The sequence below is a fragment of the Actinoplanes sp. URMC 104 genome, assembly GCF_051386375.1.
GTDB lineage: Bacteria > Actinomycetota > Actinomycetes > Mycobacteriales > Micromonosporaceae > Actinoplanes.
Map to the genome: position 1 here is coordinate 1,478,902 of NZ_JBPQTO010000002.1, position 20,832 is coordinate 1,499,733.

The 20,832-nt window shown below is 72.9% G+C and carries 18 protein-coding genes; 6 read left to right on the plus strand and 12 right to left on the minus strand.

The window, feature by feature from the left end; genetic code table 11:
• Positions 1 to 64 precede the first annotated feature (64 nt).
• Both ACSNN8_RS07830 and ACSNN8_RS07835 read left to right on the plus strand, forming a co-directional pair.
• Positions 65 to 1,435 carry an FAD-dependent oxidoreductase gene (locus ACSNN8_RS07830; protein ID WP_436647943.1) on the plus strand — a complete coding sequence of 457 codons (1,371 nt, stop codon included), beginning with the start codon at positions 65 to 67 and terminating at the stop codon, positions 1,433 to 1,435.
• 112 nt (positions 1,436 to 1,547) lie between these two features.
• The gene (locus ACSNN8_RS07835) at positions 1,548 to 2,855 is read left to right on the plus strand and encodes a polysaccharide deacetylase family protein (protein ID WP_436647945.1); all 1,308 of its coding nucleotides are present in this window, start codon (positions 1,548 to 1,550) and stop codon (positions 2,853 to 2,855) included.
• Here the strand turns inward: ACSNN8_RS07835 and ACSNN8_RS07840 are convergent.
• Positions 2,833 to 3,645 carry an Fpg/Nei family DNA glycosylase gene (locus ACSNN8_RS07840; protein ID WP_436647947.1) on the minus strand — a complete coding sequence of 271 codons (813 nt, stop codon included), beginning with the start codon at positions 3,643 to 3,645 and terminating at the stop codon, positions 2,833 to 2,835. The genes ACSNN8_RS07835 and ACSNN8_RS07840 overlap by 23 nt on opposite strands.
• A gap of 96 nt (positions 3,646 to 3,741) precedes the next feature.
• Here ACSNN8_RS07840 and ACSNN8_RS07845 point away from each other — a divergent pair, with 96 nt between their 5' ends.
• Complete coding sequence (locus ACSNN8_RS07845; RefSeq protein ID WP_436647949.1) at positions 3,742 to 5,130, plus strand: chitinase; 1,389 nt, start codon at positions 3,742 to 3,744, stop codon at positions 5,128 to 5,130.
• 60 nt (positions 5,131 to 5,190) lie between these two features.
• Here the strand turns inward: ACSNN8_RS07845 and ACSNN8_RS07850 are convergent, their stop codons facing one another.
• Entirely contained in the window at positions 5,191 to 6,252 is a 1,062-nt protein-coding gene (locus ACSNN8_RS07850; RefSeq protein WP_436647951.1) for a 1-acyl-sn-glycerol-3-phosphate acyltransferase, read from the minus strand.
• Positions 6,252 to 7,106 carry a patatin-like phospholipase family protein gene (locus tag ACSNN8_RS07855; protein ID WP_436647952.1) on the minus strand — a complete coding sequence of 285 codons (855 nt, stop codon included), beginning with the start codon at positions 7,104 to 7,106 and terminating at the stop codon, positions 6,252 to 6,254. The genes ACSNN8_RS07850 and ACSNN8_RS07855 overlap by 1 nt, the downstream gene beginning before the upstream one ends.
• Before the next feature lie 60 nt (positions 7,107 to 7,166).
• Between ACSNN8_RS07855 and ACSNN8_RS07860 the strand changes: the two genes are divergently transcribed.
• Positions 7,167 to 8,447 carry a serine hydrolase domain-containing protein gene (locus ACSNN8_RS07860; protein ID WP_436647954.1) on the plus strand — a complete coding sequence of 427 codons (1,281 nt, stop codon included), beginning with the start codon at positions 7,167 to 7,169 and terminating at the stop codon, positions 8,445 to 8,447.
• Between the two features lie 309 nt (positions 8,448 to 8,756).
• On the plus strand, positions 8,757 to 8,888 hold the full coding sequence (locus tag ACSNN8_RS07865; protein WP_436647956.1) for a hypothetical protein: 132 nt from the start codon (positions 8,757 to 8,759) through the stop codon (positions 8,886 to 8,888).
• On the opposite strand, the gene ACSNN8_RS07870 is transcribed toward ACSNN8_RS07865, so the two are convergent.
• Positions 8,885 to 9,697 carry a hypothetical protein gene (locus ACSNN8_RS07870; RefSeq protein ID WP_436647957.1) on the minus strand — a complete coding sequence of 271 codons (813 nt, stop codon included), beginning with the start codon at positions 9,695 to 9,697 and terminating at the stop codon, positions 8,885 to 8,887. The two genes, ACSNN8_RS07865 and ACSNN8_RS07870, sit on opposite strands and share 4 nt — an antisense overlap.
• A gap of 108 nt (positions 9,698 to 9,805) precedes the next feature.
• Entirely contained in the window at positions 9,806 to 10,600 is a 795-nt protein-coding gene (locus tag ACSNN8_RS07875; protein ID WP_436647959.1) for a hypothetical protein, read from the minus strand.
• Between the two features lie 125 nt (positions 10,601 to 10,725).
• On the opposite strand from ACSNN8_RS07875, the gene ACSNN8_RS07880 reads away from it, so the two are divergent.
• Complete coding sequence (locus ACSNN8_RS07880) at positions 10,726 to 11,877, plus strand: FHA domain-containing protein (protein ID WP_436647960.1); 1,152 nt, start codon at positions 10,726 to 10,728, stop codon at positions 11,875 to 11,877.
• Here the strand turns inward: ACSNN8_RS07880 and rocD are convergent.
• The 7 genes from rocD to ACSNN8_RS07915 all read right to left on the minus strand — a co-directional run bounded on the left by rocD (position 11,874) and on the right by ACSNN8_RS07915 (position 20,827).
• The gene (gene rocD / locus ACSNN8_RS07885; RefSeq protein WP_436647962.1) at positions 11,874 to 13,091 is read right to left on the minus strand and encodes an ornithine--oxo-acid transaminase; all 1,218 of its coding nucleotides are present in this window, start codon (positions 13,089 to 13,091) and stop codon (positions 11,874 to 11,876) included. The two genes, ACSNN8_RS07880 and rocD, sit on opposite strands and share 4 nt — an antisense overlap.
• Positions 13,088 to 13,894, minus strand: coding sequence for a dimethylargininase (ddaH, locus tag ACSNN8_RS07890; protein WP_436647964.1), 807 nt, complete (start codon positions 13,892 to 13,894; stop codon positions 13,088 to 13,090). The genes rocD and ddaH overlap by 4 nt, the downstream gene beginning before the upstream one ends.
• 256 nt (positions 13,895 to 14,150) lie before the next feature.
• Positions 14,151 to 14,756 carry a hypothetical protein gene (locus tag ACSNN8_RS07895; RefSeq protein ID WP_436647966.1) on the minus strand — a complete coding sequence of 202 codons (606 nt, stop codon included), beginning with the start codon at positions 14,754 to 14,756 and terminating at the stop codon, positions 14,151 to 14,153.
• A 120-nt stretch (positions 14,757 to 14,876) separates the two neighbouring features.
• Positions 14,877 to 15,485 (minus strand): ATP-dependent Clp protease proteolytic subunit, encoded by a 609-nt coding sequence (locus ACSNN8_RS07900; RefSeq protein ID WP_436647968.1) that lies wholly within the window; start codon positions 15,483 to 15,485, stop codon positions 14,877 to 14,879.
• Positions 15,486 to 15,619: 134 nt separating this feature from the next.
• On the minus strand, positions 15,620 to 15,835 hold the full coding sequence (locus ACSNN8_RS07905; RefSeq protein WP_436647970.1) for a hypothetical protein: 216 nt from the start codon (positions 15,833 to 15,835) through the stop codon (positions 15,620 to 15,622).
• Positions 15,836 to 15,885: 50 nt separating this feature from the next.
• Positions 15,886 to 19,068, minus strand: a complete 3,183-nt coding sequence (locus ACSNN8_RS07910) for a cyclic nucleotide-binding protein (protein ID WP_436647971.1) — start codon at positions 19,066 to 19,068, stop codon at positions 15,886 to 15,888.
• A gap of 196 nt (positions 19,069 to 19,264) precedes the next feature.
• A complete protein-coding gene (locus ACSNN8_RS07915) occupies positions 19,265 to 20,827 on the minus strand; it encodes a trypsin-like peptidase domain-containing protein (protein WP_436647973.1) in 1,563 nt (520 codons plus the stop codon).
• Between the last annotated feature and the right edge of the window lie 5 nt (positions 20,828 to 20,832).

The following is a 20,832-nucleotide window of genomic DNA, read 5'->3' on the forward strand; positions in this document are numbered from 1 at the left end:
AGTAGGGCGCCGATGAGACCCGTGACCATCGGCGGGGACGCCGAGGAGAAGTAGGCTGGCGCCGATGAGACTCGTGGTCATCGGCGGGGACGCGGCCGGCATGTCGGCCGCTTCGCAGGCACGCAAACGGGCCGGCGACGCCGACCTGCGGATCGTCGTCTTCGAACGCGGGCGCTTCACCTCGTACTCGGCCTGTGGCATCCCGTACTGGATCGGCGGCGCCGTCGGCGAGCGGGAGGCGCTGATCGCCCGGACGCCCGAGGAGCACCGCAAGGCGGGCATCGACGTGCGGCTGGGGCACGAGGTGGTCGGCATCGACCTCGACCGGCGTGAGGTGATCGCGCACGACCTGGCCGGCGGCGGCGAGGTGCGGGAGCCGTTCGACCACCTCATGTACGCCGCGGGCGCCACACCCGTCACGCCGGAGTGGGCGCGGGTGCGCGACGCCGGCGTGTTCGGCGTGCAGACGCTCGAGGACGGCGACGCCATCCACGCCTGGCTCGACGCGGAACCGCGCCCGCGGCGGGCGGTGGTGATCGGCGGCGGCTACATCGGCGTCGAGATGGCCGAGGCCATGGTGGTGCGCGGCATGCAGGTCACGCTGCTCGAGAAGGCGCCGCAGCCGATGGGCAAGACCGTCGACCCCGACATGGGCGCGCTGGTGCAGAAGGCGATCCGCGGCCTGGGCATCGAGGTGATCACCGACGCGCACGTCGACGGCCTCGAGACCGACGGCGGACGGGTACGGGCGGTGGTCACCCCCGGCGGCGCGCTGCCCGCCGACGTCGTGGTGCTGGGTCTGGGCGTACGGCCGAACACCGCGCTCGCCGCCGACGCCGGCCTGCCGCTGGGACCGTCCGGAGGTGTCCGCACCGACCGGCGGATGCGCGTCGAGGGCGTCGAGGGCGTGTGGGCAGCCGGCGACTGCGTCGAGACCAGGCACCTGCTCTCCGGGCAGCCCGTGCACGTGCCGCTGGGCACCCACGCCAACAAGCAGGGCCGCGTCGCCGGCATCAACATCGGCGGCGGCTACGCCACGTTCCCCGGCGTGATCGGCACGGCCGTCACCAAGGTCTGCGACCTCGAGGTGTCGCGCACCGGGCTGACGTCCAAGGAGGCCCACGCGGCCGGGTACGAGTTCGTGACCGCCACCGTGGAGTCCACGAACCGGGCCGGCTACTACCCCGGCGCCGAGATGATGACCGTCAAGCTGATCGCCGAGCGGCGCACCGGTGTGCTGCTCGGGGCCCAGATCGTCGGGCGCGCCGAGGCGGCCAAGCGGATCGACGCGCTGGCCGTCGCCGCGTGGAACCGGATGACGGTCGAGGAGATGACCGCGCTCGACCTGAGCTACGCGCCGCCGTTCGCCCCGGTGTGGGACCCGGTGCTGATCGCTGCCCGAAAGGCCACTGAGGCCGTACACGCGAGTCTTTGACCGTATTTGCGCTCCGGCGTCACGGAACGCCACCAGCGGTTATCACTCCGGGTGAGGTGGCAGCCACCATTTCGGTATCGCGCTGGATCATGCGGCACGGTAGGAACTCAGCATGCCGCCGCACCCCTCCCCCTCCTCGCCGCACGATCCGGGCTCCTCGGAGCGCGGTTCGGCCGACGAGACCGGGCGGCACCGGCGGCCCGAGTCGCTGGCCGACGTTCGCGTGCTGAGCGGCCCGCGCGTCGCGATGGTGGGGGCGTCGCAGCCCCGCCGATCGACCGCCCGGCACCAGCGTCCGGGCCGCGCGGGACGGCACGCCGCCGCGCCGCGCCCGCCGGCCAAGCGTCCTCCCGCGACCGGCGCCCACCGCGCCCCCGGCACGCTGCCGATCGAGTCGTGGCTGCTCATGGGCAAGACCCGGCAGCAGGCGCTGCTGGCGTCGCTGGTGGCGATCGGCGTGCTGCTGCTGGCCGTGCCGGCCGAGCAGCGCCGCGACAGCATCGACGCCGTGAACGCGGCCGCGCAGGCGGTCGCCGGGGTGCAGACCTCCGCCGCCGAGAAGAAGCCCGCCAAGCCCCGCACCGAGCCGGAGCAGCGCGAGGCGACCCGGCAGCCGGACCAGGCGCAGCAGAAGCAGCAGCAGCCGAGCACGCCCAAGAAGCCGGCGCCCGCCCCCACCTCGGCCGCCCCCGGGGCCGCGCCGACGGCGCAGCCCGAGCCGACCGAGGACACCTCCGACCTCGGGCCGGGCAAGTCGCTGCGCACCACCGGCAGCGACCTCGTCGCGCTGACGTTCGACGACGGCCCCGACCCGGTGCAGACCCCGCGGATCCTGCGGCTGCTCGACAAGTACGAGGTCAAGGCCGTGTTCTGCGTCGTCGGCACGCAGGCGCAGCGGCACCCCGACCTCCTGCGGCAGATCGTCGCCGCGGGGCACACGCTCTGCAACCACACGTGGGACCACAGCCTGACCATCGGCAAGGACGAGCCGGAGAAGATCGCCGCCGACCTCGCCCGGACCAACGCCGCCATCCGGACCGCCGTGCCGGACGCCGAGATCCCGTTCTTCCGCGCGCCCGGAGGCAACTTCACCGAGCGCCTGGTCACGGTCGCCGGCCAGGACGCGATGACCTCGCTCTACTGGGAGGTGGACCCGCGCGACTGGGACCACCCCGAGAAGGAGACCGCCGAGCAGCACGTCGCGCGGGTGGTCGGCGACGTGCAGAAGAACGTCCGGCCCGGGGCGATCGTGCTGTCGCACGACTTCAACCAGCCGGACACCGTGGCGGCGTACGAGAAGCTGCTGCCCTGGCTGGTGGACAACTTCGCCCTGGGCATCCCCCGCCAGGCTGTGGAGCCGGCGCCGGTCCCGTCCTCGGCGGCGCCCTCGCCCGAGGTCAGCGGGCCGGCTGACAGGTAGGGCACCAGTACAGGTTGCGCCCGGCCAGCGGCCCGCGGGCGATCTCGGTGCCGCAGATCAGGCAAGGCTGTCCCGTACGGCGGTAGACGTACACCTCGCCGCCGTGCCGGTCGATCCGGGGCGCCCGCTGCATCGCCTCGGGCGTGTGCTCGGTGTGCACCGTGTCGATGCGCCCGCGCACCACGCCCTCCTTCATGAGCGCGCGCAGGTCGGTCCAGAGCTCGTCCCAGCAGTCCGCGCTGATCGACCGCCCCGGCGTGAGCGGCGACAGCCCGAGGCGGAACAGCACCTCGTTGGCGTAGATCAGCCCGCATCCCGCCACCACCGACTGGTCGAGCAGCAGCGCGAACACCGGCTTCGTGCTGGCGCGCAGCCGCAGCCCCGCCGCGCCCGCGTCCGCGTCGTCGCGCAGCGGGTCGGCTCCCAGCCGGTCACGCAGCAGTTGCGCCTGCGCCGGGTCGAACACCTCGCACGCCGTCGGCCCGCGCAGGTCGAGCCAGTGCCGTTCGCCCACGATGCGCATCCGCACCTGCCCGACCGGCTCCGGCACCGGCGGCACGCCGTCGGTGAACTTGCCGTACAGCCCGAGGTGAACGTGCACGCTGAGGTCGCCCTCGTAGTGGTGGAACAGATGCTTCCCGTACGCCTCGGTGTCGAGCAGCCCGCGGCCGTCCACCAGCTGCGCCCCGGCCGCGAACCGGCCCTGCGGGCTGCCGATCCGCAGCACCTGCCCGGCGAACAGCTCCCGGTGCCGGATCGCTAGCCGGTGAATCGTGTGTCCCTCTGGCACGGCGCAACGGTACCCAGCCCGCCGGGCTCCAAGCCACCTTCCTCCGAACGGCCGGCGACTATTTACAAACAAAGTTTACAGTATTCATAATCAGCTATGCGCCGATCGATGATCCTCGCCATGACCGCGGTGCTCGCGGCCGGTGGTGGAACTGTGTACCTCGCGTCCAGCGCCAGCGCCGCGGCAGCGTGCGCACCGGCGTGGAGCGCGACCGCCGTCTACGTCAAGGACAACACCGCCTCGCAGAACGGCCACAACTACACCGCCAAGTGGTGGACGCAGAACGAGGCGCCCGCCACCCACAGCAGCCAGTGGGACGTCTGGATCGACAACGGCGTCTGCGGCGGCGGCACGACCCCCACCACCCCGCCGACCACGACCCCGCCGACGACCACTCCCCCGCCGACGACCCCACCGCCGACGACGCCACCGCCCACCACTCCGCCGCCCGCCACCGGACTCCCCAAGCGCGCGCTCATCGGCTACCTGCACGCCAGCTTCCTCAACGGCTCGGGCTACCTGCGCATGGCGGACGTGCCCGCGAACTGGGACATCATCAACCTCGCGTTCGGTGAGCCCACCACGCCCACCTCGGGCGACATCCGGTTCAGCCTCTGCCCGGTCGCCGAGTGCCCCACCGTCGAGACCGAGGCCGCGTTCATCGCCGCGATCAAGGCCAAGCGCGCCGCCGGCAAGAAGGTGCTGCTCTCCATCGGCGGCGCGAACGGGCAGGTGCAGCTCACCACCACGGCCGCCCGCGACAAGTTCGTCAGCTCGGTCAGCGCGATCATCGACAAGTACGGCTTGGACGGCGTCGACGTCGACTTCGAGGGCCACTCGCTGTCGCTGAACACCGGCGACACGGACTTCAAGAACCCGACCACGCCCGTCATCGTCAACCTGATCTCGGCGCTCCGGTCGCTCAAGGCCCGCTACGGCGCCGGGTTCGTCCTCACCATGGCGCCCGAGACGTTCTTCGTGCAGCTCGGCTACCAGTACTACGGTTCCGGCCCGTGGGGCGGCCAGGACCCCCGCGCCGGCGCCTACCTGCCGGTCATCCACGCGCTGCGCAACGACCTCACGGTGCTGCACGTCCAGGACTACAACTCCGGCTCGATCATGGGCCTGGACAACCAGTACCACTCGATGGGCGGCGCCGACTTCCACATCGCCATGACCGACATGCTGCTCGCGGGCTTCCCGGTCGCCGGCAACACCGCCAACGTCTTCCCCGCCCTGCGCGAGGATCAGGTGGCCTTCGGCGCCCCCAGCTCGGTCAGCGCCGGCAACGGCTACGTCGCCCCCGCCGCGGTCCAGCAGGCGGTCGGCTGCCTGGTGCGCAACACGAACTGCGGCTCGTACACCCTCCGCAGTGGAACGAACCCGAACTTCCGCGGGCTCATGACCTGGTCGATCAACTGGGACCGCTTCTACAACTGGGAGTTCCAGAACCAGAACGGCGCCTACCTGAAGTCACTGTCCTGATCGGAGCTCGATGGCACTGCCCCGGCTCGTCAGCCGGGGCAGTGCCGCAACCAGGCGAGCTCATGCCGTGGGCGCGGAGCGGCGCGCCGTCCAGTCGGTGCTCAGCGGGCGGAAGGCAGGCCGGTTCTCCTCGACCCACGCGTCGATCCGCGCCCACCAGTCGTAGAGCCAGGCGACCCGCTCCTGCTCGTCGGTGGGCACCTCCTCGGGCGGGACGCTCCAGAACTTCATCACGAGCCGCTTGTCCATCGGCAGCTCCTGCCACACGTCGGCGACCGTCACCATGCGGTCCAGACCCGTGTGCGCCACGAAGATGACACCGGCGTCCGGTGCCGCGTCGATCGCCGAGAACAGCCCGCCCGGCTTGGGCGGCAGCAGGTGCCGCAGGTTCTCGGCCCGGTCGGCCGCGTCGGCCAGCCCGCGGGCCCGCAGCCGGGCGATCGCGCTGGTGCGCCGGCGCGGCGTGAAGTTGCCGCCCTCCGGGAAGATCACGAAGGCGTCGTTCTCGTCGAGGCCGGTGGCGGTCTCGCCGATCTGCTGCTCGAGCGTCGCCGTGCCGGTGCGGCCCGGCGAGATGAACCGGTTGGGCAGCCGGTTGAGCAGCACGTCGACGGCCGGATCCCACTGCAGCGTGGCCTTGAGCACGATCCGCGGCTCCCGGTCGAACCAGTTGACCAGCGCATGGATGAGGATGAACGAGTCGCCCGGCCCGGCGTGCCGGCTCACCACGATCTCGGGACGGCCCGGCAGCGCGGTGTCGGGGTCGGTGCCGACCACGTCGATGGTCAGGTGCAGGGCCCACCGCGCGACCCGGAACAGGATGGCCAGGAACCGGCCGGCCACCACGTAGTGCGCCCGCTGGAAGCCCGGGCTGCGGATGCTGTGGCCGAAGCCGGACGCGACCCACAGCACCGCGAGCACGATCAGCGCGGCCGCGTCCCAGAGCAGGTACAGGATGCCGGCCAGCATCAGCCGGGGGACGCGCAGGTGGCCCGGCACCAGCGGGGACGTGATCAGCGCCAGCACGAGCCAGAACGGCAGCGTGGTGACCAGCACGACGGCGAGCACCACGACGGCGGGCGCGACGACCAGACGGCGTACCCAGATCGGCGGCAGCGGCATCAGGACACGTCCGGCTCGGACTGCGGCGGCACGTTCGCGGCCAGGTAGCGGCGGGACGCGGTGTAGGCGCGGCTGATCCGGCGCCCGACGGCAGCCATGTCGCGGTACGCCCACGGGCTGTCGTCGCGGCTCTCACCGCCGCCGGTGGGAAGGACATGCACCCGTACATCGTCGGGCAGCGACGCAAGCTCCCGGGCGAACCGGTGCCGCCGGGCGATCTCGAAGGCCACCTGGGCCACCTCCCACGGCCGGCGCGGAACGCTGAGCGAGCGCTCCACCCGGCCCACCTGAAGCACGAAGATCAGCTTGGCGCCGAGGCGCACCGCCTCGCCGATCGGGATCGAGTTGACGATCCCACCGTCCACATAGTGCTCCCCGGCGATCTCCATGGGGGGCAGCAGGCCCGGCACGGCCGACGAGGCGAGCACGGCGTCCACCAGCGGGCCGCTGTCGAACCAGTGCTCGGCGGCCCGCTCGATGCTCGCCGCGCAGCAGTGGAACGGAACCTTCAAATCGGCGAAGGTGGACTGCTCACCCAGCTCGCTCTCGAGCAGCCGGCGCAGCGGCAACGGCGAGTGCAGGTGGGTACGGGCGGCGAACCGGCGCAGCTGGCGGCCGATCGAGTCGCCGTAGACCGTGGCCGCCTCCGGCGAGGTCCACAGCCGTACGAGCCGGTCGGTCACTGCCTCGTTCGGATCCGACGCGACCAGCGCGCCGTTGACCGCGCCGATCGACGTGCCCACCACGACGTCCGGCTTGAACCCCGCCCGGAACAGGGCGCGCAGCATGCCCACCTCGACGGCGCCGAGCACCCCGCCGCCGCCGAGCACGAACGCCACCGGACTGTTGACCATGACTTCATCGTGGCACGTGCGAACCCCCGGCGGCTCGGCCGGCGTGTCATCATCGACGCCGTGCCTCTTCCTCGCCGCGCCGTCGTGGGCGCCGGGCTCGCCGCCCTTCTCGGCGGCTGCGGCCGCGCCACCGCCCCGGTGTGGGGCGACCCCGTGGGCGGCGCGGGTGGTGCTCAGTCGGTCGCGCCGATCGCGCCGCTTCCCCGTACGACGGCTCCGCCCACGGCCCAGGTGCGGGCGGTACTCACCAAATACCTCAAACCGACCCCCGACAACCCGAAACATCCCGGGTACGCCGGGGCGGTCGCCCACGTGCTGCGCGACAACCGCACGTTCCTGACCGTCGCCGCGGGACACGCGCTGCGGTACAAGGCCGGCCCGGTCGAGCTGCCGGCCGCGAGCCGCGTCGCGATGCGGACCGACTCGATCTTCGACCTGGCCTCGCTCACCAAGGTCTACACCGCCATCCTCGTGCTGCAGCTCGTCGACCAGGGCCGGGTCGAGCTGACCGCGCCCGTGCGCCGCTACCTGCCCGAGTTCACCGGCGCGGGCAAGGACCAGGTGACCGTCGCGATGCTGCTCGCCCACACCAGCGCGCTGCCGGTCGGCGCCAAGGTGACCGGCTACAGCACCAACGCGCAGCGCTGGCGGGCCGTGATGGCGACACCGCTGGTCAAGGGCGGCGTGCCCGGCACCACGTTCCGCTACTCCAGCGTCGGGCTGATGGTGCTGGGCCGGCTCGTCGAGAAGCTCGCGGGCAAGTCGCTCGACAAGGTGCTGGCCGACCGGATCACCACGCCGCTCGGCCTCAGGGACACTGGCTTCCTGCCGCTCAAGTGGGTCAAGGACAGGTCACGGCTGGTGGCCACCGACGCCCGGTCGTCGCGGGGGCTGCTGCGCGGCACCGTGCACGACGACGTCGCCAACCGGCTGGGCGGGGTGGCCGGTCACGCGGGCATCTTCGCCACCGCCCGCGACGTCGCGGTGATCGGCCAGATGCTGCTCGCCGGCGGCACGTACGGCGGCAAGCGCATCCTCTCGGCGGCGGTGGTCGAGCAGATGCTCACCAACGCCAACAAGGGCAAGCCGGCCGTGGACCCGGAACGCCCCCGCCGCACGGCCGACCACGGTCTCGGGGTCGAGCTCAACCAGCCCTGGTTCATGGGCCGCCTGACCTCCGCGACGGCCTTCGGCCACACCGGCTTCACGGGGACGTCGCTGCTGGTCGTGCCGGGCCGCAAGCAGGTGGTCGTGCTGCTCACCAACCGCGCCCACCCGAACTGGTCCTGGTCCAACCCGGACACTCACCGCGTCGCGGTGCACAACGCGCTGGCGGCCTGAGGCCGGAACGGCAACCCGTAAAGTCGTTGTGGCCGGGACCTGCGGCTGATGGCGCGGGTCCGGCCGGCGGGCGAGTGATTTCCCCGTGAAGGGCCTCCAACTCGTCGTGTTCAATCCGGCCGGGCACCTCCTGCCAGCGACGGGGGCGGCGGTCAGCCCCGGCTCCTGCTGTAGAACGTCGACGAGCCGCTCGCACCGCGGCAGATCGCGACCCGGAACCACGTCCTCGGCGACGTCGTCCGTCTCGAGTGGAGCCCGGACGGCCGGATGCTGGGCGTGGTCACCGTGGACGGGACCATGGAGTTGTTGATGGTCGCTCCGCCCGACGCGGCCGCGGCCGACCCGGTGGGTGAGGCCTGCCTCCTGGCCGACGGCGGCCTCACCCGGGAGCAGTGGGCCGGGCATGTGCCCGGCCTGCCGTACCGGGACAGCGGTGACTAGCCGCCCAGTGAGCTGTAGAGATTGTCGGGGGCCTCGGTCACCTCGGAGGCGGCGGGCTTGGTGACGGTCACCGGGGCGCCGTAGTCGCTGTAGAGCACGTCGAGCGGCTGGGCGGCCTGCCCGCCCACGGCCGGGACCTGCACGGTCAGTTCGGCGAGCCGGCCCTGCGAGTCGAGGCCCGCGGTGAACGGCACCCGCTGGGCCTGCGCGCCGGTCTGGTCGACGGTCACCTGGGAGACGCCGGCCAGGCCGACCGCCTTGGTCAGGTCGAGCGTGCCCGCGTAGCTGTTGCCGCCGGTGGAGTGCACGTCGGTGGCCGAGCCGAGCAGCTTCGAGGTGTTCACCGGGTCGATCTGGCCGGGCCGCAGGCCGACGTTCGCGCCCTCGGGCAGCCGCGACACGTCGACGTGGGTCCAGGTGCCGGCCTTGGTGATGCCGGGCACCTGCAGGTAGAGGTCCTGGCCGACGAGCAGAGTCTTGACGGTCAGCTGGGCGTTGGGGCCGCTCGCGGCGACGTCCACAGTGCCCTGGCCGGACGTCGGGTCGACCGCGCCGGTCAGCTTGAAACCGGAGCCGGAACTCGCCGTGATCTTGAAGCTGGTGGTGCCGAGCTGCGTGGTCGCGTTGGTGAGCGCCTGCACCGCGGCGGGGTCGGCCGCACCGGCCGAGGCCGTCGCGGTGGCGCTGCTGCCGGGGGCCGGCGCGCTGGCACCGGGCGTCGCGCTGCCGCCGTCGCCGCAACCGGCCAGCGTCAGTGCCGCCGTCGCCATCGTCGCGAGGCCCAGCCCGGCGAGCCGTGGTGTCCGCATGTCCGTCCCTTCGACAGTCCGGCCGTTCCGGTGAGGCCGGCCACGGACGTCAATTCCCGATGGCCGCCGGCGGCAAACGGACACCACGGACACCACGATCGTGGCGGGTCAGGCCCCCATCGCCTTGGCGAACGCGGCCGGCATCTCGACGACCTGCGCCGCGGGCGGCGCCTCGGCCTTGACCGGTACGCCGAAGTTCGAGTACTTCGTCGTCATCTGCCCGCCGCCGGGCGCGACCTTCTCGAGGTCGAACACCAGCTCGACGAGGCGGCCCTGGGCGTCGGTCTCCGCGGTGAACGGCACGGCGCTCATCTTGCCGGCGAGCGCCCCGGCCGTGCCCGCGTCGAAGGTGGGCGACTTGGTCATGTCAGCCGTGCCGGTGAACGAGTGCTCGCCGGTCTTCTTGACGGCGGACGCCGAGGTGAGCAGCTTGGCGGTCTGGCGCGGGTCGTTGTTCTTGATGTTCAGCGAGCTCTTCTCGGGGACCTTGCTGAGGTCGACGTGCATCCACTTCTTCGCCGCGGAGCCGTCGAGCGAGCTCGCCATCGACCCGGTGACCTTGACGTAGAGGTCGGTGCCGACCTGGCGCATGCTCATGCCGCCGGCGGGGCCCAGGTCCATCGACACGTCACCCTTCTGCGCCTTGGCGTCGAAGGAGCCGGAGACGGTCATGCCGACGGCCGAGCTCAGCGTGACCTTCACAGGGGTGTCGCCGAGCTTGCCCGCGGCCTCCTCGAGCTCGGCGGCCGGGGTGGCCGGCGCCGTGGTGGTGGCCACCGGCGCGGACGCGCCACCGGCGGCGGAGCCCGAGCCGGAGCCCGCGCCGGCGTCCTTGTCGCCGCAGCCGGCGAGCGCGATGACAGCGATCGCGGCGCCCGCGAGCGCGAGCCGTCGAGTCCTCATGTGTGTCTCCCCGTCGATGTGTCGATGTGCGCGCCACACCGTATCGGAGGGGTGCGACATTCGCGTTCGGGGACCGCGCGGCATGATGGCGGGGCACAGAAACCCGCGGACTACCGGGAGGACCCGTGAGATTCGAGGTCAGCAAGGTCCTCGACGCCATCGAGGCCCGCCTCAGCACCGATCCGGCGCTCGCCCGCGCAGTGGTCGACATGTCCGAGATCGTGCGGTACGCCGACCTGGACGGCGGTCGTCCGGCGAGCGCGGTGCGCCTCGGCATGGTGATCGACGCGCTCGGCGCGCGCGTGGCCGAGGAGAACGTTCCGGTGTTCGTGGTGGCGCCCCGCGGGCTGCTCTCCGACACCGACCTCACCTCGAACGAGCGGATGGTCATCCGCCGCTGGGCCGACGACGGCAAGGTCGAGGTCGTTCCGCAGCTCGACGACCGGGTCTTCGAGGTGGCCGAGCTGCTCGGCCTGCCGGTGCTCACCCGCAGCCGCGGCAACCGCGAGCGGCACCCGTGGGTCGAGGAGCCCGGCCGCCTGCTGGCCGCGGTGGCCGGCGAGGGCGGCACGACCGTGCTGATGGCCCGCGTGGGCCGCGGCGAGCCGCCCCGCCCGGCCGAGCGGTCGCCGCTGGGCGAGCGGCTGCTGGCCCGGGTGTGGAGCTGCCCCGAGCCCAACTGCACCAGCTTCGGCTCCGGCGGCGACCCGGACAGCCCGTTCGCCGACATGCGCACCTTCACCAGCCCGGTGTCGCAGCCGCCGCCCTCGCTGCGCGCCGGCACGCCGACCTGCCCGCGGCACGGCGCCCCGCTGCGTGACGCGGGTCCCCGGCCGGCGGTGGAGGTCCTCTCCGTGCGCATCGACGGGGTCGTCCGCCGCCGGTTCGTGGTCTCGACCGAGGAGCCGGTCGTGGTCGGCCGCGCCCCCGAGGGCGGCGCCGGAGTCATGCTCGGCCAGTGGCTGACCGACGACGCCCGCAAGTGGATCAGCCGCGGGCACGTGCAGTTCATGCTGCGCGCCGACGGCAACCTCACGGTGCAGGACATCAGCACCAACGGCAGCGGCGTACGCCCCGGCGGCGCCATCAACGACGACGAGCGCGTCGCCCTGCACCGCCACGAGAGCCGCACGCTCGCCCCCGAGGACGTCGTGGAGCTCTACGCCGGGGTGCAGGTGGGCCGCTCGAAGATGTGGGCCACCGGCGGGGTCGCTCAGCCCGCTTCCGTCATGGCCGAGGCCCCGACGATGGCCCTGCGCAAGTTCGAGCGCGGCTAGACCGCCAGGATCGCCGCCAGCTGGTCGACCGCGTGGTCGATCTCGTCGGCCGTGACGACCAGCGGCGGCGCCAGGCGGATCGTCGAGCCGTGCGTGTCCTTGGCGAGCACGCCGCGCTCGGCGAGCCGCTCGCACGCCTGCCGGCCGGTGAGCAGCGCCGGGTCGATGTCGACGCCCGCCCACAGCCCGCGCCCGCGCACCGCGATCACCCCGCGTCCGATCAGCGCGCCGAGCCGGGCGTGCAGCCGATCGCCCAGCTCGGCCGAGCGGCGCTGGAACTCGCCGGTGGCCAGCAGCCGTACGACCTCGCCGCCGACCGCGCACGCCAGCGGGTTGCCGCCGAACGTGGAGCCGTGCTCGCCCGGCTTGAGCACCCCGAGCACGTCGCGGTTCGCGGCCACGGCGGAGACCGGCACGATGCCGCCGCCGAGCGCCTTGCCCAGCACGTACATGTCCGGGACGACGCCCTCGTGCTCGATCGCGAACGTGCGGCCGGTGCGGCCCAGGCCGGACTGGATCTCGTCGGCGATCATCAGCACGCCGCGCTCGTCGCAGAGCGCGCGCACCGCGGCGAAGTAGCCGGCCGGCGGCACGAGCACGCCGGCCTCGCCCTGGATCGGCTCCATCAGCACGGCCACCGTGTTGTCGGTGACCGCCGCCCGCAGCGCGGCCTCGTCGCCGTACGGGACGACGACGAACCCGGGGGTGTACGGGCCGAAGTCCGCCTTGGCGTCGGGATCGGTCGAGAAGCTGACGATCGTCGTCGTACGCCCGTGGAAGTTGTCGGCCGCCACGATGATCTCGGCGCGGCCGTCCGGCACGCCCTTGACCCGGTAGCCCCACTTGCGGGCGACCTTGATCGCGGTCTCCACCGCCTCGGCCCCGGTGTTCATCGGCAGCACCAGGTCCTTGCCGCAGAGCGCGGCGAGCGACCGGCAGAACTCGGCGAACTGGTCGTGCACGAACGCGCGGCTGGTCAGCGTGATCCGGTCGAGCTGGGCGTGCGCGGCGGCGATCAGCCCCGGGTGCCGGTGGCCGAAGTTGAGCGCCGAGTAGCCGGCCAGGAAGTCGAGGTAGCGGCGGCCGTCCACGTCGGTGACCCAGGCGCCCTCGCCCTCGGTGATCACCACCGGCAGCGGGTGGTAGTTGTGCGCGGTGTACCGCTCGGCCTCGTCCAGTGCGGCCGGCGTCCGCAGAATGTCGACGCTCGTCATGAACGCACCTCCAACGTGCAGCACTTGGGTCCGCCGCCGGCCTTGCGCAGCTCGGAGACGTCCACCCCGACGGTCCGGTAGCCCGCGGCCTGCAGCGCCGCGGTGAGATGGGTGGCCTGCTCGGGCAGCACCACCGTGCGGCCGTCGCTGACGGCGTTGAGCCCGAGCACGGCGGCGTCCTCCGCGGTGGCGATGACCGCGTGCGGGAACAGCCGGCGCAGCACGGCCTGCGAGCCGGGCGAGAAGGCCGAGGGCAGGTACGCGACGTTGGTGTCGTCGAGCACGCAGAGCGCCGTGTCGAGGTGGTAGTAGGCCGGGTCGACGAGCTGGAGGGTGATCACCGGGCGGCGCAGCACCTCCTGGGTCTCGGCGTGCGACGCGTGCGCGGTGCGGAAGCCGGTGCCGGCCAGCAGCACCTCGCCGGCGAGCAGGATGTCGCCCTCGCCCTCGTTGGTGTGCTTGGGCTCGGTGACCTCGAAGCCGCGCTCGCGGAACCAGGCGGCGTACGCCGGGGCCTCGTCGGCCCGCTCGGCGTCGCGGAACTGCACTCCCAGCACGCGGCCGTCGACCACCGTGGCGCCGTTGGCCGCGAACACCATGTCGGGCAGCCCGGGCAGCGGCTCGATCAGCTCGACCGTGTGACCGAGGTCGAGGTACGTCTGCCGCAGGGTCTCCCACTGGCGGACGGCGAGCGCGTTGTCGTACGGAGCCGTGGGATCCATCCACGGGTTGATGCGGTAGGTCACCGCGAAGTGGGTGGGCCGGCACATGAGGTATCGGCGCGGCGAAGCCGTGGTCGTCATGGCTGAAACGCTAGGCGTGCCGTACCGGCGAATGCCTTAGTTCAACCATGCAGGCTGCGTTGGATCGTTGCGTGATCCGAGGCGGCGGCGGAGATTCGTTGCACAGCAGTGAGGGTGGCCTGAACCAGGCCACCCTCGACCACGGAAAGAGTTGCCGGCGCACCGCCGGACGGTTCCGGGGCGGGACTGGAGAGCGCCAGTCCCGGTTCCGATCAGTGCGTCCGGCGCATCGCCGGCCGCGAATGTCAGATACCCGTCAGAAGCGGTCGGCAAACCGCGCGTCGAGCCACTCACGAAGATTGTTCACGGGCTGCGTGTCGGTGCCGAGCCAGCTCAGCGATCCGGTCAGCGCCAGCACGCCGAGCACGATCGCGCCGAGCGAGAAGATCATGCCGAGCAGCGCGTCGGTCTTGCCCGCGACGTGGCGCTTGCGCGTCGCGTGGATGCCGAGCAGCGACAGCACGAGGGCCAGCCCGGCGACGCCGAGGCCGTAGCCCATCAGCGGGCCGGAGAGCACGAGCAGCACCGAGGCCACACCGAGGATCAGGCCGAGGGTGGCGAGCAGGCTGGCGCGCGGCTTCGGCCCGGCGGGAGCGGCGTCGCGGTCGACGGCGGCGGCGCCGGTCGCGCGGGTGCCCTCGGGGCGGAAGGGCGCGGCGGGAGGCGGATCGGTGCGCCGCGTCTGCGAAGGCGCCGGCGGCAGGTCGGTCAGCGTGTCCTCGTCGCGCCGGGAGCGTACGGGCGGCCGTACCTCGGTCGTGTTGTCGGAGCCCGGGCGCGTCACCGTGCCGCCGGGGGCCGGGCGTTCGGGGGTCTCCGTGGTATCGCTCGTGGACTGCCGGGAGAACGTCGGGAGCCTCACGTCAGCACCTCCTTGACAGGTTCGCGTGATGCCGCAGATGTACCCCGATCGATCGCGGACGACACAAACGGGCGCGCGGGGTTGCCCCGCGCGCCCGTCGAAAGAGGGAAGAACTGCCGGTCAGACCAGCGACGACGTGTTGGTGACCTGGTTGGCCCGGCTGATCACATGGTCCACGATGCCGTACTCGCGGGCCTGGTCGGCGGTGAACCAACGGTCGCGGTCGGAGTCGCGCTCGATCTCCTCGGGCGTGTGCCCGGTGTGGAACGCGATCCGCTCGTTCATCACGTTCTTGATGTGCAGCATGCTCTCGGCCTGGATGGCGATGTCGGCCGCGGTGCCGCCGATGCCGCCGGACAGCTGGTGCATCATGATCCGGGCGTGCGGCAGCGCGTACCGCTTGCCGGGGGTGCCGGCGCAGAGCAGGAACTGCCCCATCGAGGCCGCCATGCCCATGGCGATCGTCGCCACGTCGTTCTTGATGTACTGCATCGTGTCGTACACCGCCATGCCGGCGCTGATCGAGCCGCCCGGCGAGTTGATGTAGAGCGCGATGTCCCTCTCGCTGTCGGCGGAGGCCAGCAGCAGCATCTGGGCGCAGATGCGGTTGGTCACCTCGTCGTTGACCTCGCTGCCGAGGAAGATGATGCGCTCCCGCAGGAGCCGCTCGAACACCTGGTCATCGAAGGATGCGCCGCCGCCCCGCATCGTCAACTCGTCAACACTCATGACAACACCCTCTCGCATCCGCCGGAGGAACCTGCATCCGACCGGCCGTTTCGACGTCTCCCAGCTTTCCTCAGCCCCATCGGGTCCTCCCAGCGATTCCCCTGTAGGCGAATTCGCTCACGGCAGAACGACCCTCAGTCGAGCTCGGGCATCGCCACCGGGGCCGGGCGCGGCCGGCAGGTGCCGCACTGCGCCGCGTCCTCCACCACCAGGGCCTCCGCCCGGCGCCTCGTCTCCGAACGGCTGACCTGCAACAGGTACGGACCGAAGCGGGCGTGCTCGGCGCAGACGCCGCGGCCGCAGAAGCGGCAGGTCGCCCGCGCCGGCTCGGAGCAGAACCAGCAGAGCATCGAACCTCCTGGCGTGGGGGTGGTCGCCGCACCCCGCACACCGCCGGAGGTCAGCCGGTCCCGGTGCTGCTCGCCTCGGGCTCGGGCTCCTCCGGATCGGACGGCGAGTCGGTGGGCGCGGGCGGGGCGGTGGTGGTCGTCCGAGTGGCGGTGGGCTCGGGATCGGGCGCGGGCGGCGGGGTCGTCGTCGGCGCGGTCGTCGGCCTGGTGGTCGGGCGGGTGGTCGTCGGACGCGTGGTGACGGTGCGCGTGGGCGCGACGGTCGGCTCGTCGCCGTTGTCGTCGTCGCCGCCGGTCGGATCATCGGTCTGTGACGGCGTGACTACAGTAGCGCTCGGCGACACCGGCACGCTGGGGTCGATCGACGGATTGATCGAGTCCGAGAAGGACGGTAGGGGCTCCTCGCTCGGCTCCGGGCTGCTCGACGGCGGGGCCTCCACCGGCACCCCGTCGGCGCAGGCCAGCTCGCCGCCGGCCGCCGCGGCGGGCTGCCCGTCGACCGTGACCGTGCCCTGCGAGACGGTGACCGTCGCGGGCTCGATCGAGTACCAGGCCGCGCCGGTGCTGGTGACCGTGCCCGCGCTGCGGTCCACGGTGAGGGCCAGCGGGTTGTACGCGCCGCTCGTGCTGCCCGTGCCGGCGAGCAGCCGCCCGCTCTGCAGCGAGATCCTCGCCCTGGGGGTCTGGTCGCGGCCCTCGCCCGTGCCCAGGTTGCCGATGCCGACCCGGGTGTTCGCGCAGAGCAGCGCCGTGGACCCGCCGGCGAAGACCAGCTTGGCCGACGCGCCGGACGGCACCTGGACCACCTCGCCCTGGTCGAGGTAGCGCCGCGTCCCGTCCGCCAGGGTCGCGGACCGGCCGTCGAAGGTCGCGCTGACCGAGCCCTGCTCGATCGAGAGCAGCACCCGGTCGGCGGGCATCTCGGCCCAGGCAGGCCCGGGACGGAACGACAGGCCCGCGACGAACACCGCCACGGTCAGCAGCACGACGACGAGCCAGGTGAGCCGGTGCTCGAACCGCCGGTCGACCTCCGCGTCGCCGCCCTCGGGCGGGCCGGGCGGCAGCGTGAGAGGTGGGTACGCCCCGCCGCCCGGCGCCCCGGGCCGCAGCGCGCCCTTGGCGGCGACCACGGGCATCGGCGAGCCGGGCCGGTGCGTCGCGCCGACCAGCGGCGGCAGGTCGGCGGCGTCGGGCATCACCCACAGGCGTACGGGCGTGATGGTCTGCGCGACCATGCCGGGCGTGCCGTCGCCGACCGGGCCGACCAGCGTGCCGCGGCGCAGCTCGACGCCGTCCGGCAGGGCGATCACGCCGGACTCGACCACGACCGCATGGGTCGGGCCGGGCAGGATGACCGGCGCGCCCGGGTCGAGGTCCACGGGGTGCGCCGAGGCGATCAGCGCGAGCCGCTGGTCGACCGCGAGTCCCGCGAGCGCCGGGGTGTCCGCGAACAGCGCCTCGGCCTCGGCCCTGTCCTGCGGAGGCGGCCCGGGCAGCGGACCGACCACGGTCGCCACCGTCGCGGCCGGGATCGACAGCAGCGTGGTGCCCGCGGTGTGCCAGCTCAGCTGGGTGGCGCGCCCGGTGATCGCGTTGACCAGGCCGACGACGCCGCCGGGGCCGACGTGGTGGCGGATCGTGCCGGGCGGGTCGCCGGGCCGGCGGGCCTCGAGGGCGCCGTCGACGACCACGTAGACGGCCTGCTGGGCGCCGCCCGCCTGGACGATCTGACGGCCGGTCGGCGGGTGCACCCAGCGCGCGCGGGCGGCGAGGCCCTGCAGCGCGGGCTCGGGCAGCCCGCCCAGGTCGGAGGCGCGCAGCGCGGCGAGCCGGCGCGGACTGTCGGCCTCGCGGTCGTTCTCGGCGCGGCGCAGCCGGGAGACGGCCCACCATCGGGTGACCCGGCCGAGCGCGAAGTACACGATCGGGGCGCCCAGCCCGAGCACGATCGCGGCCAGCAGCAGCTTGCCGGTCATGCCCTCGTGCCACAGGCCGGTGGCGAGCCCGGTGAGCCTGTCCTCCCAGAGGCGGAAGGCCAGACCCGCGGCGAGCGCGAGCCAGCACACGGCGAGGAGGCCGTAGAGCGCCACCAGCCGGCCCTCACGGTCGAGCTGGGCCCAGCGCGGCGGGCGGCTCCGCAGGCGGCCGCCGACCCAGGCCAGTGCCCGCCGGCGCAGCTGCGGCACCTCCAGCCAGTTCATCAGCAGGTACTGCCCGTCGAGCGGCAGCAGCGGGCTGAGGTGCACGAACGCGCTCAGATAGCAGAGGAAGGCGAGCTTGAAGGCCGTGTCGGCCACGGGCGGCAGCGCGAGGGCCGCCAGCTGTGCCACGCCGCCGAGGACCAGGGCGCTCAGCGGGCCGGCCGCCGAGGCGAGCAGGCGGGCACGGCGCCCGGCCATCCAGACGTCGCTGGTGTCGACGAACAGCGAGGGCAGTCCGAACCAGACGAGGAAGCCGGCCGCGGGCACCTCGCGCCCGGCGTGTTTGACGGCCATCGCCCGGGCGTACTCGCGCACCGCGACCACGACCATGTTGAGCAGCACGAGCGTGAGGGCGCCGGCCACGTACGAGTCGCCGGTGAGGAACAGCGAGCGGCTGCCGCGCGTCCAGGTGGCCACGAACAGGCCGAGACCCGCCACGGTGAGCAGCGCGGTGACGATGCCCGCGGCCTTGGTGAGCAACAGCCGTCCGCCGGCCCGGTAGAGGGCGGTGACCAGGCCGTCGACGTTGACCAGCAGCATGCGGCGGCCCCGCGCGGCGGCCAGCAGCGAGTTGCCCATCCGCTCCGGCAGCGGGCGGCCCAGCTCGCGCAGCGGGCGGAACGCGTCCATCGGCAGCTCGTCGAGCATGCGGTTGCCGGCCAGGTCGGCGACCACGCGGCGCACCTGATCGGGGGCGAGCCGGCCGGCGATGCGGGCGAACTCGGCCACCAGCCGGGCGACCGTGTGCTCGCCGTCCATCAGCAGCGCGAGCTCCCACTCCTCGGGGGTCAGCCGCAGATAGCTGGCGCGCTCGCCGTCGTCGGGCGAGCGCAGCATGATGTAGTCGCTGCCGCGCGCGCCGGTGAGCTGGACGTACTCGACCCCGGCGCGCAGGACGGGACGTGCGCTCGCGGGGTTGAGGCGGTCGACGACCGCACCCCACAGCCCGGGATCCGCCGGGCCGGACGGCTCACCGGGAGCGCGCCCCGCCAGGGCCTCCCAGACGTTCATCCGGGTCTCGACGTACGTCAACCTGGTGCCTCTCACTGCCGGGATACCGCCGATGGCGAATGGAGATTAGGCGCTCCACGCGCGGAATGGCGAGTCCTCGGTGCCGAAAACGCACGATTTGTCCGGAAGTCGGAGAATAGCGCCGGGCAAACGTACGGCGGGTGGTGTGACAACCCCCTTGTCACACCACCCGCCGCAGCGAAAGGGCAAAGCTTGGTTACTGCGCCTCGGTCAACGTCACCGTGACCTGCTTCTTCTCACCGCCGCGGGAGTAGTCGAGCTTCATCTGCTGACCGACCTCGCCGGCCTGCACGGCGGCCACCAGGTCGTCGGAGTCGCCGATGCCCTTGCCGTCGGCCGCGGTGATCACGTCACCCTGCTGGAGGCCGGCCTTGGCCGCCGCGCTGTCCTTGGTGACCTGGCTGACCAGCGCGCCGCCGTTCTCCGCGTCGGTGACGCTGACGCCGAGCGCGGGGTGGCTGACCTTCTTGCCGGCCATCAGGTCGTCGGCCACCTGCTTGGCCTTGTCGCTGGGGATCGCGAAGCCCAGGCCGATGTTGCCCGAGCTGCTGCCCTGGGTGGCGATCGCCGAGTTGATGCCGATCACCTCGCCGTTGGTGTTGACCAGCGCGCCGCCCGAGTTGCCGGGGTTGATCGGCGCGTCGGTCTGCAGCAGGCCCGACATGGTGGTCGAGGAGCCCTGTTGCTGCTGCTGGTTGCCGAACGGGCTCTCCTGCTCGCCGCCCTCGCCGCTGGACTGGATCGTGCGGTCCTTGGCGCTGATGATGCCGGCGGTGACCGAGCCCTCGAGGCCGAGCGGGCTGCCGATCGCGAGCACCGTGTCGCCGACCTGCATCTTGGAGCTCTGGCCGAACGTGGCGGGCTTGAGGTCGGACACGCCGGACGTCTTCACGACGGCCAGGTCGGTGCGCGGGTCGGTGCCGACGATTGTCGCGTTCGCCTTCTTGCCGTCGGCGAAGATCACCGTGACCGTGTCGCCCTGGGCCGTGGACACCACGTGGTTGTTGGTGACGATGTAGCCCTCGGCGGAGATCACCACGCCCGAGCCCTCGCCGCTGCCGGTGGTGATCGAGACGACGCTGTCCTGCACGGCGGCCGCGATCTGGGCCATCGAGGAGCGGTCGACCACCCGGGTGACCGCGGAGTTGCCGGTCTGCACCGCGGGCGACGAGCCGTCGTCGTCGAAGGCGAGCGCGGTCGCGGCGCCGACGCCGCCCGCGCCGAGCGCGAGCAGCACCGCCGCGGCGCCGATCACGAAGATCCTGCGGCCCCGGCCGGTGCCGCGCGGCTGCTGGTCGACGGAGTGCGCCCAGGTCGGCTGCGTCTCGGCGCCCGGGGACCAGGCCTGGCCCTCGGGGATGCCGAGCGGCTGGGTCGCGTCGGCCTGCGGCGCGGCGCCCGGCGCCCACGCGCCCGGATAGCCGGCCGGCTGGCCGTAAGGCTGCTGGGGCGGCCCGTAACCCGGGTGCGGCTGCGGGTAACCCGCCTGCTGCCACGGGGACTGCTGCCACTGCGGCGCGCCGCCGGGCTGGGGAACGCCGGGGTGCTGGGGAGCCCCCGCCTGGGGGACGCCCGGCTGCTGGGGAGCGCCCGACTGGGGGATGCCCGAACCAGGAGCGCTCGACACCGGCCGGCCCCACTCGGGGGCGTGCGGGGCCGCGGACTGCGCGGCGGTCGGCTGCTCAGACTGTCCCCGCTCCGGGCTGCTGCTCTCAGAGGAGGCGTCCGCGGGCCGCGGGTCGGTCTCGTTCTCGTTCATGCCAC

Bases quoted from the DNA above. Each gene is read 5' to 3' on its own strand.
- ACSNN8_RS07830 (WP_436647943.1), top strand. From the start codon at position 65: ATGAGACTCGTGGTCATCGGCGGGGACGCGGCCGGCATGTCGGCCGCT.
- ACSNN8_RS07835 (WP_436647945.1), top strand. From the start codon at position 1,548: ATGCCGCCGCACCCCTCCCCCTCCTCGCCGCACGATCCGGGCTCCTCG.
- ACSNN8_RS07845 (WP_436647949.1), top strand. From the start codon at position 3,742: ATGCGCCGATCGATGATCCTCGCCATGACCGCGGTGCTCGCGGCCGGT.
- ACSNN8_RS07850 (WP_436647951.1), bottom strand. From the start codon at position 6,252: ATGCCGCTGCCGCCGATCTGGGTACGCCGTCTGGTCGTCGCGCCCGCC.
- ACSNN8_RS07855 (WP_436647952.1), bottom strand. From the start codon at position 7,106: ATGGTCAACAGTCCGGTGGCGTTCGTGCTCGGCGGCGGCGGGGTGCTC.
- ACSNN8_RS07865 (WP_436647956.1), top strand. From the start codon at position 8,757: ATGGTCGCTCCGCCCGACGCGGCCGCGGCCGACCCGGTGGGTGAGGCC.
- ACSNN8_RS07870 (WP_436647957.1), bottom strand. From the start codon at position 9,697: ATGCGGACACCACGGCTCGCCGGGCTGGGCCTCGCGACGATGGCGACG.
- ACSNN8_RS07875 (WP_436647959.1), bottom strand. From the start codon at position 10,600: ATGAGGACTCGACGGCTCGCGCTCGCGGGCGCCGCGATCGCTGTCATC.
- rocD (WP_436647962.1), bottom strand. From the start codon at position 13,091: ATGACGAGCGTCGACATTCTGCGGACGCCGGCCGCACTGGACGAGGCC.
- ddaH (WP_436647964.1), bottom strand. From the start codon at position 13,894: ATGACGACCACGGCTTCGCCGCGCCGATACCTCATGTGCCGGCCCACC.
- ACSNN8_RS07900 (WP_436647968.1), bottom strand. From the start codon at position 15,485: ATGAGTGTTGACGAGTTGACGATGCGGGGCGGCGGCGCATCCTTCGAT.
- ACSNN8_RS07905 (WP_436647970.1), bottom strand. From the start codon at position 15,835: ATGCTCTGCTGGTTCTGCTCCGAGCCGGCGCGGGCGACCTGCCGCTTC.
- ACSNN8_RS07915 (WP_436647973.1), bottom strand. From the start codon at position 20,827: ATGAACGAGAACGAGACCGACCCGCGGCCCGCGGACGCCTCCTCTGAG.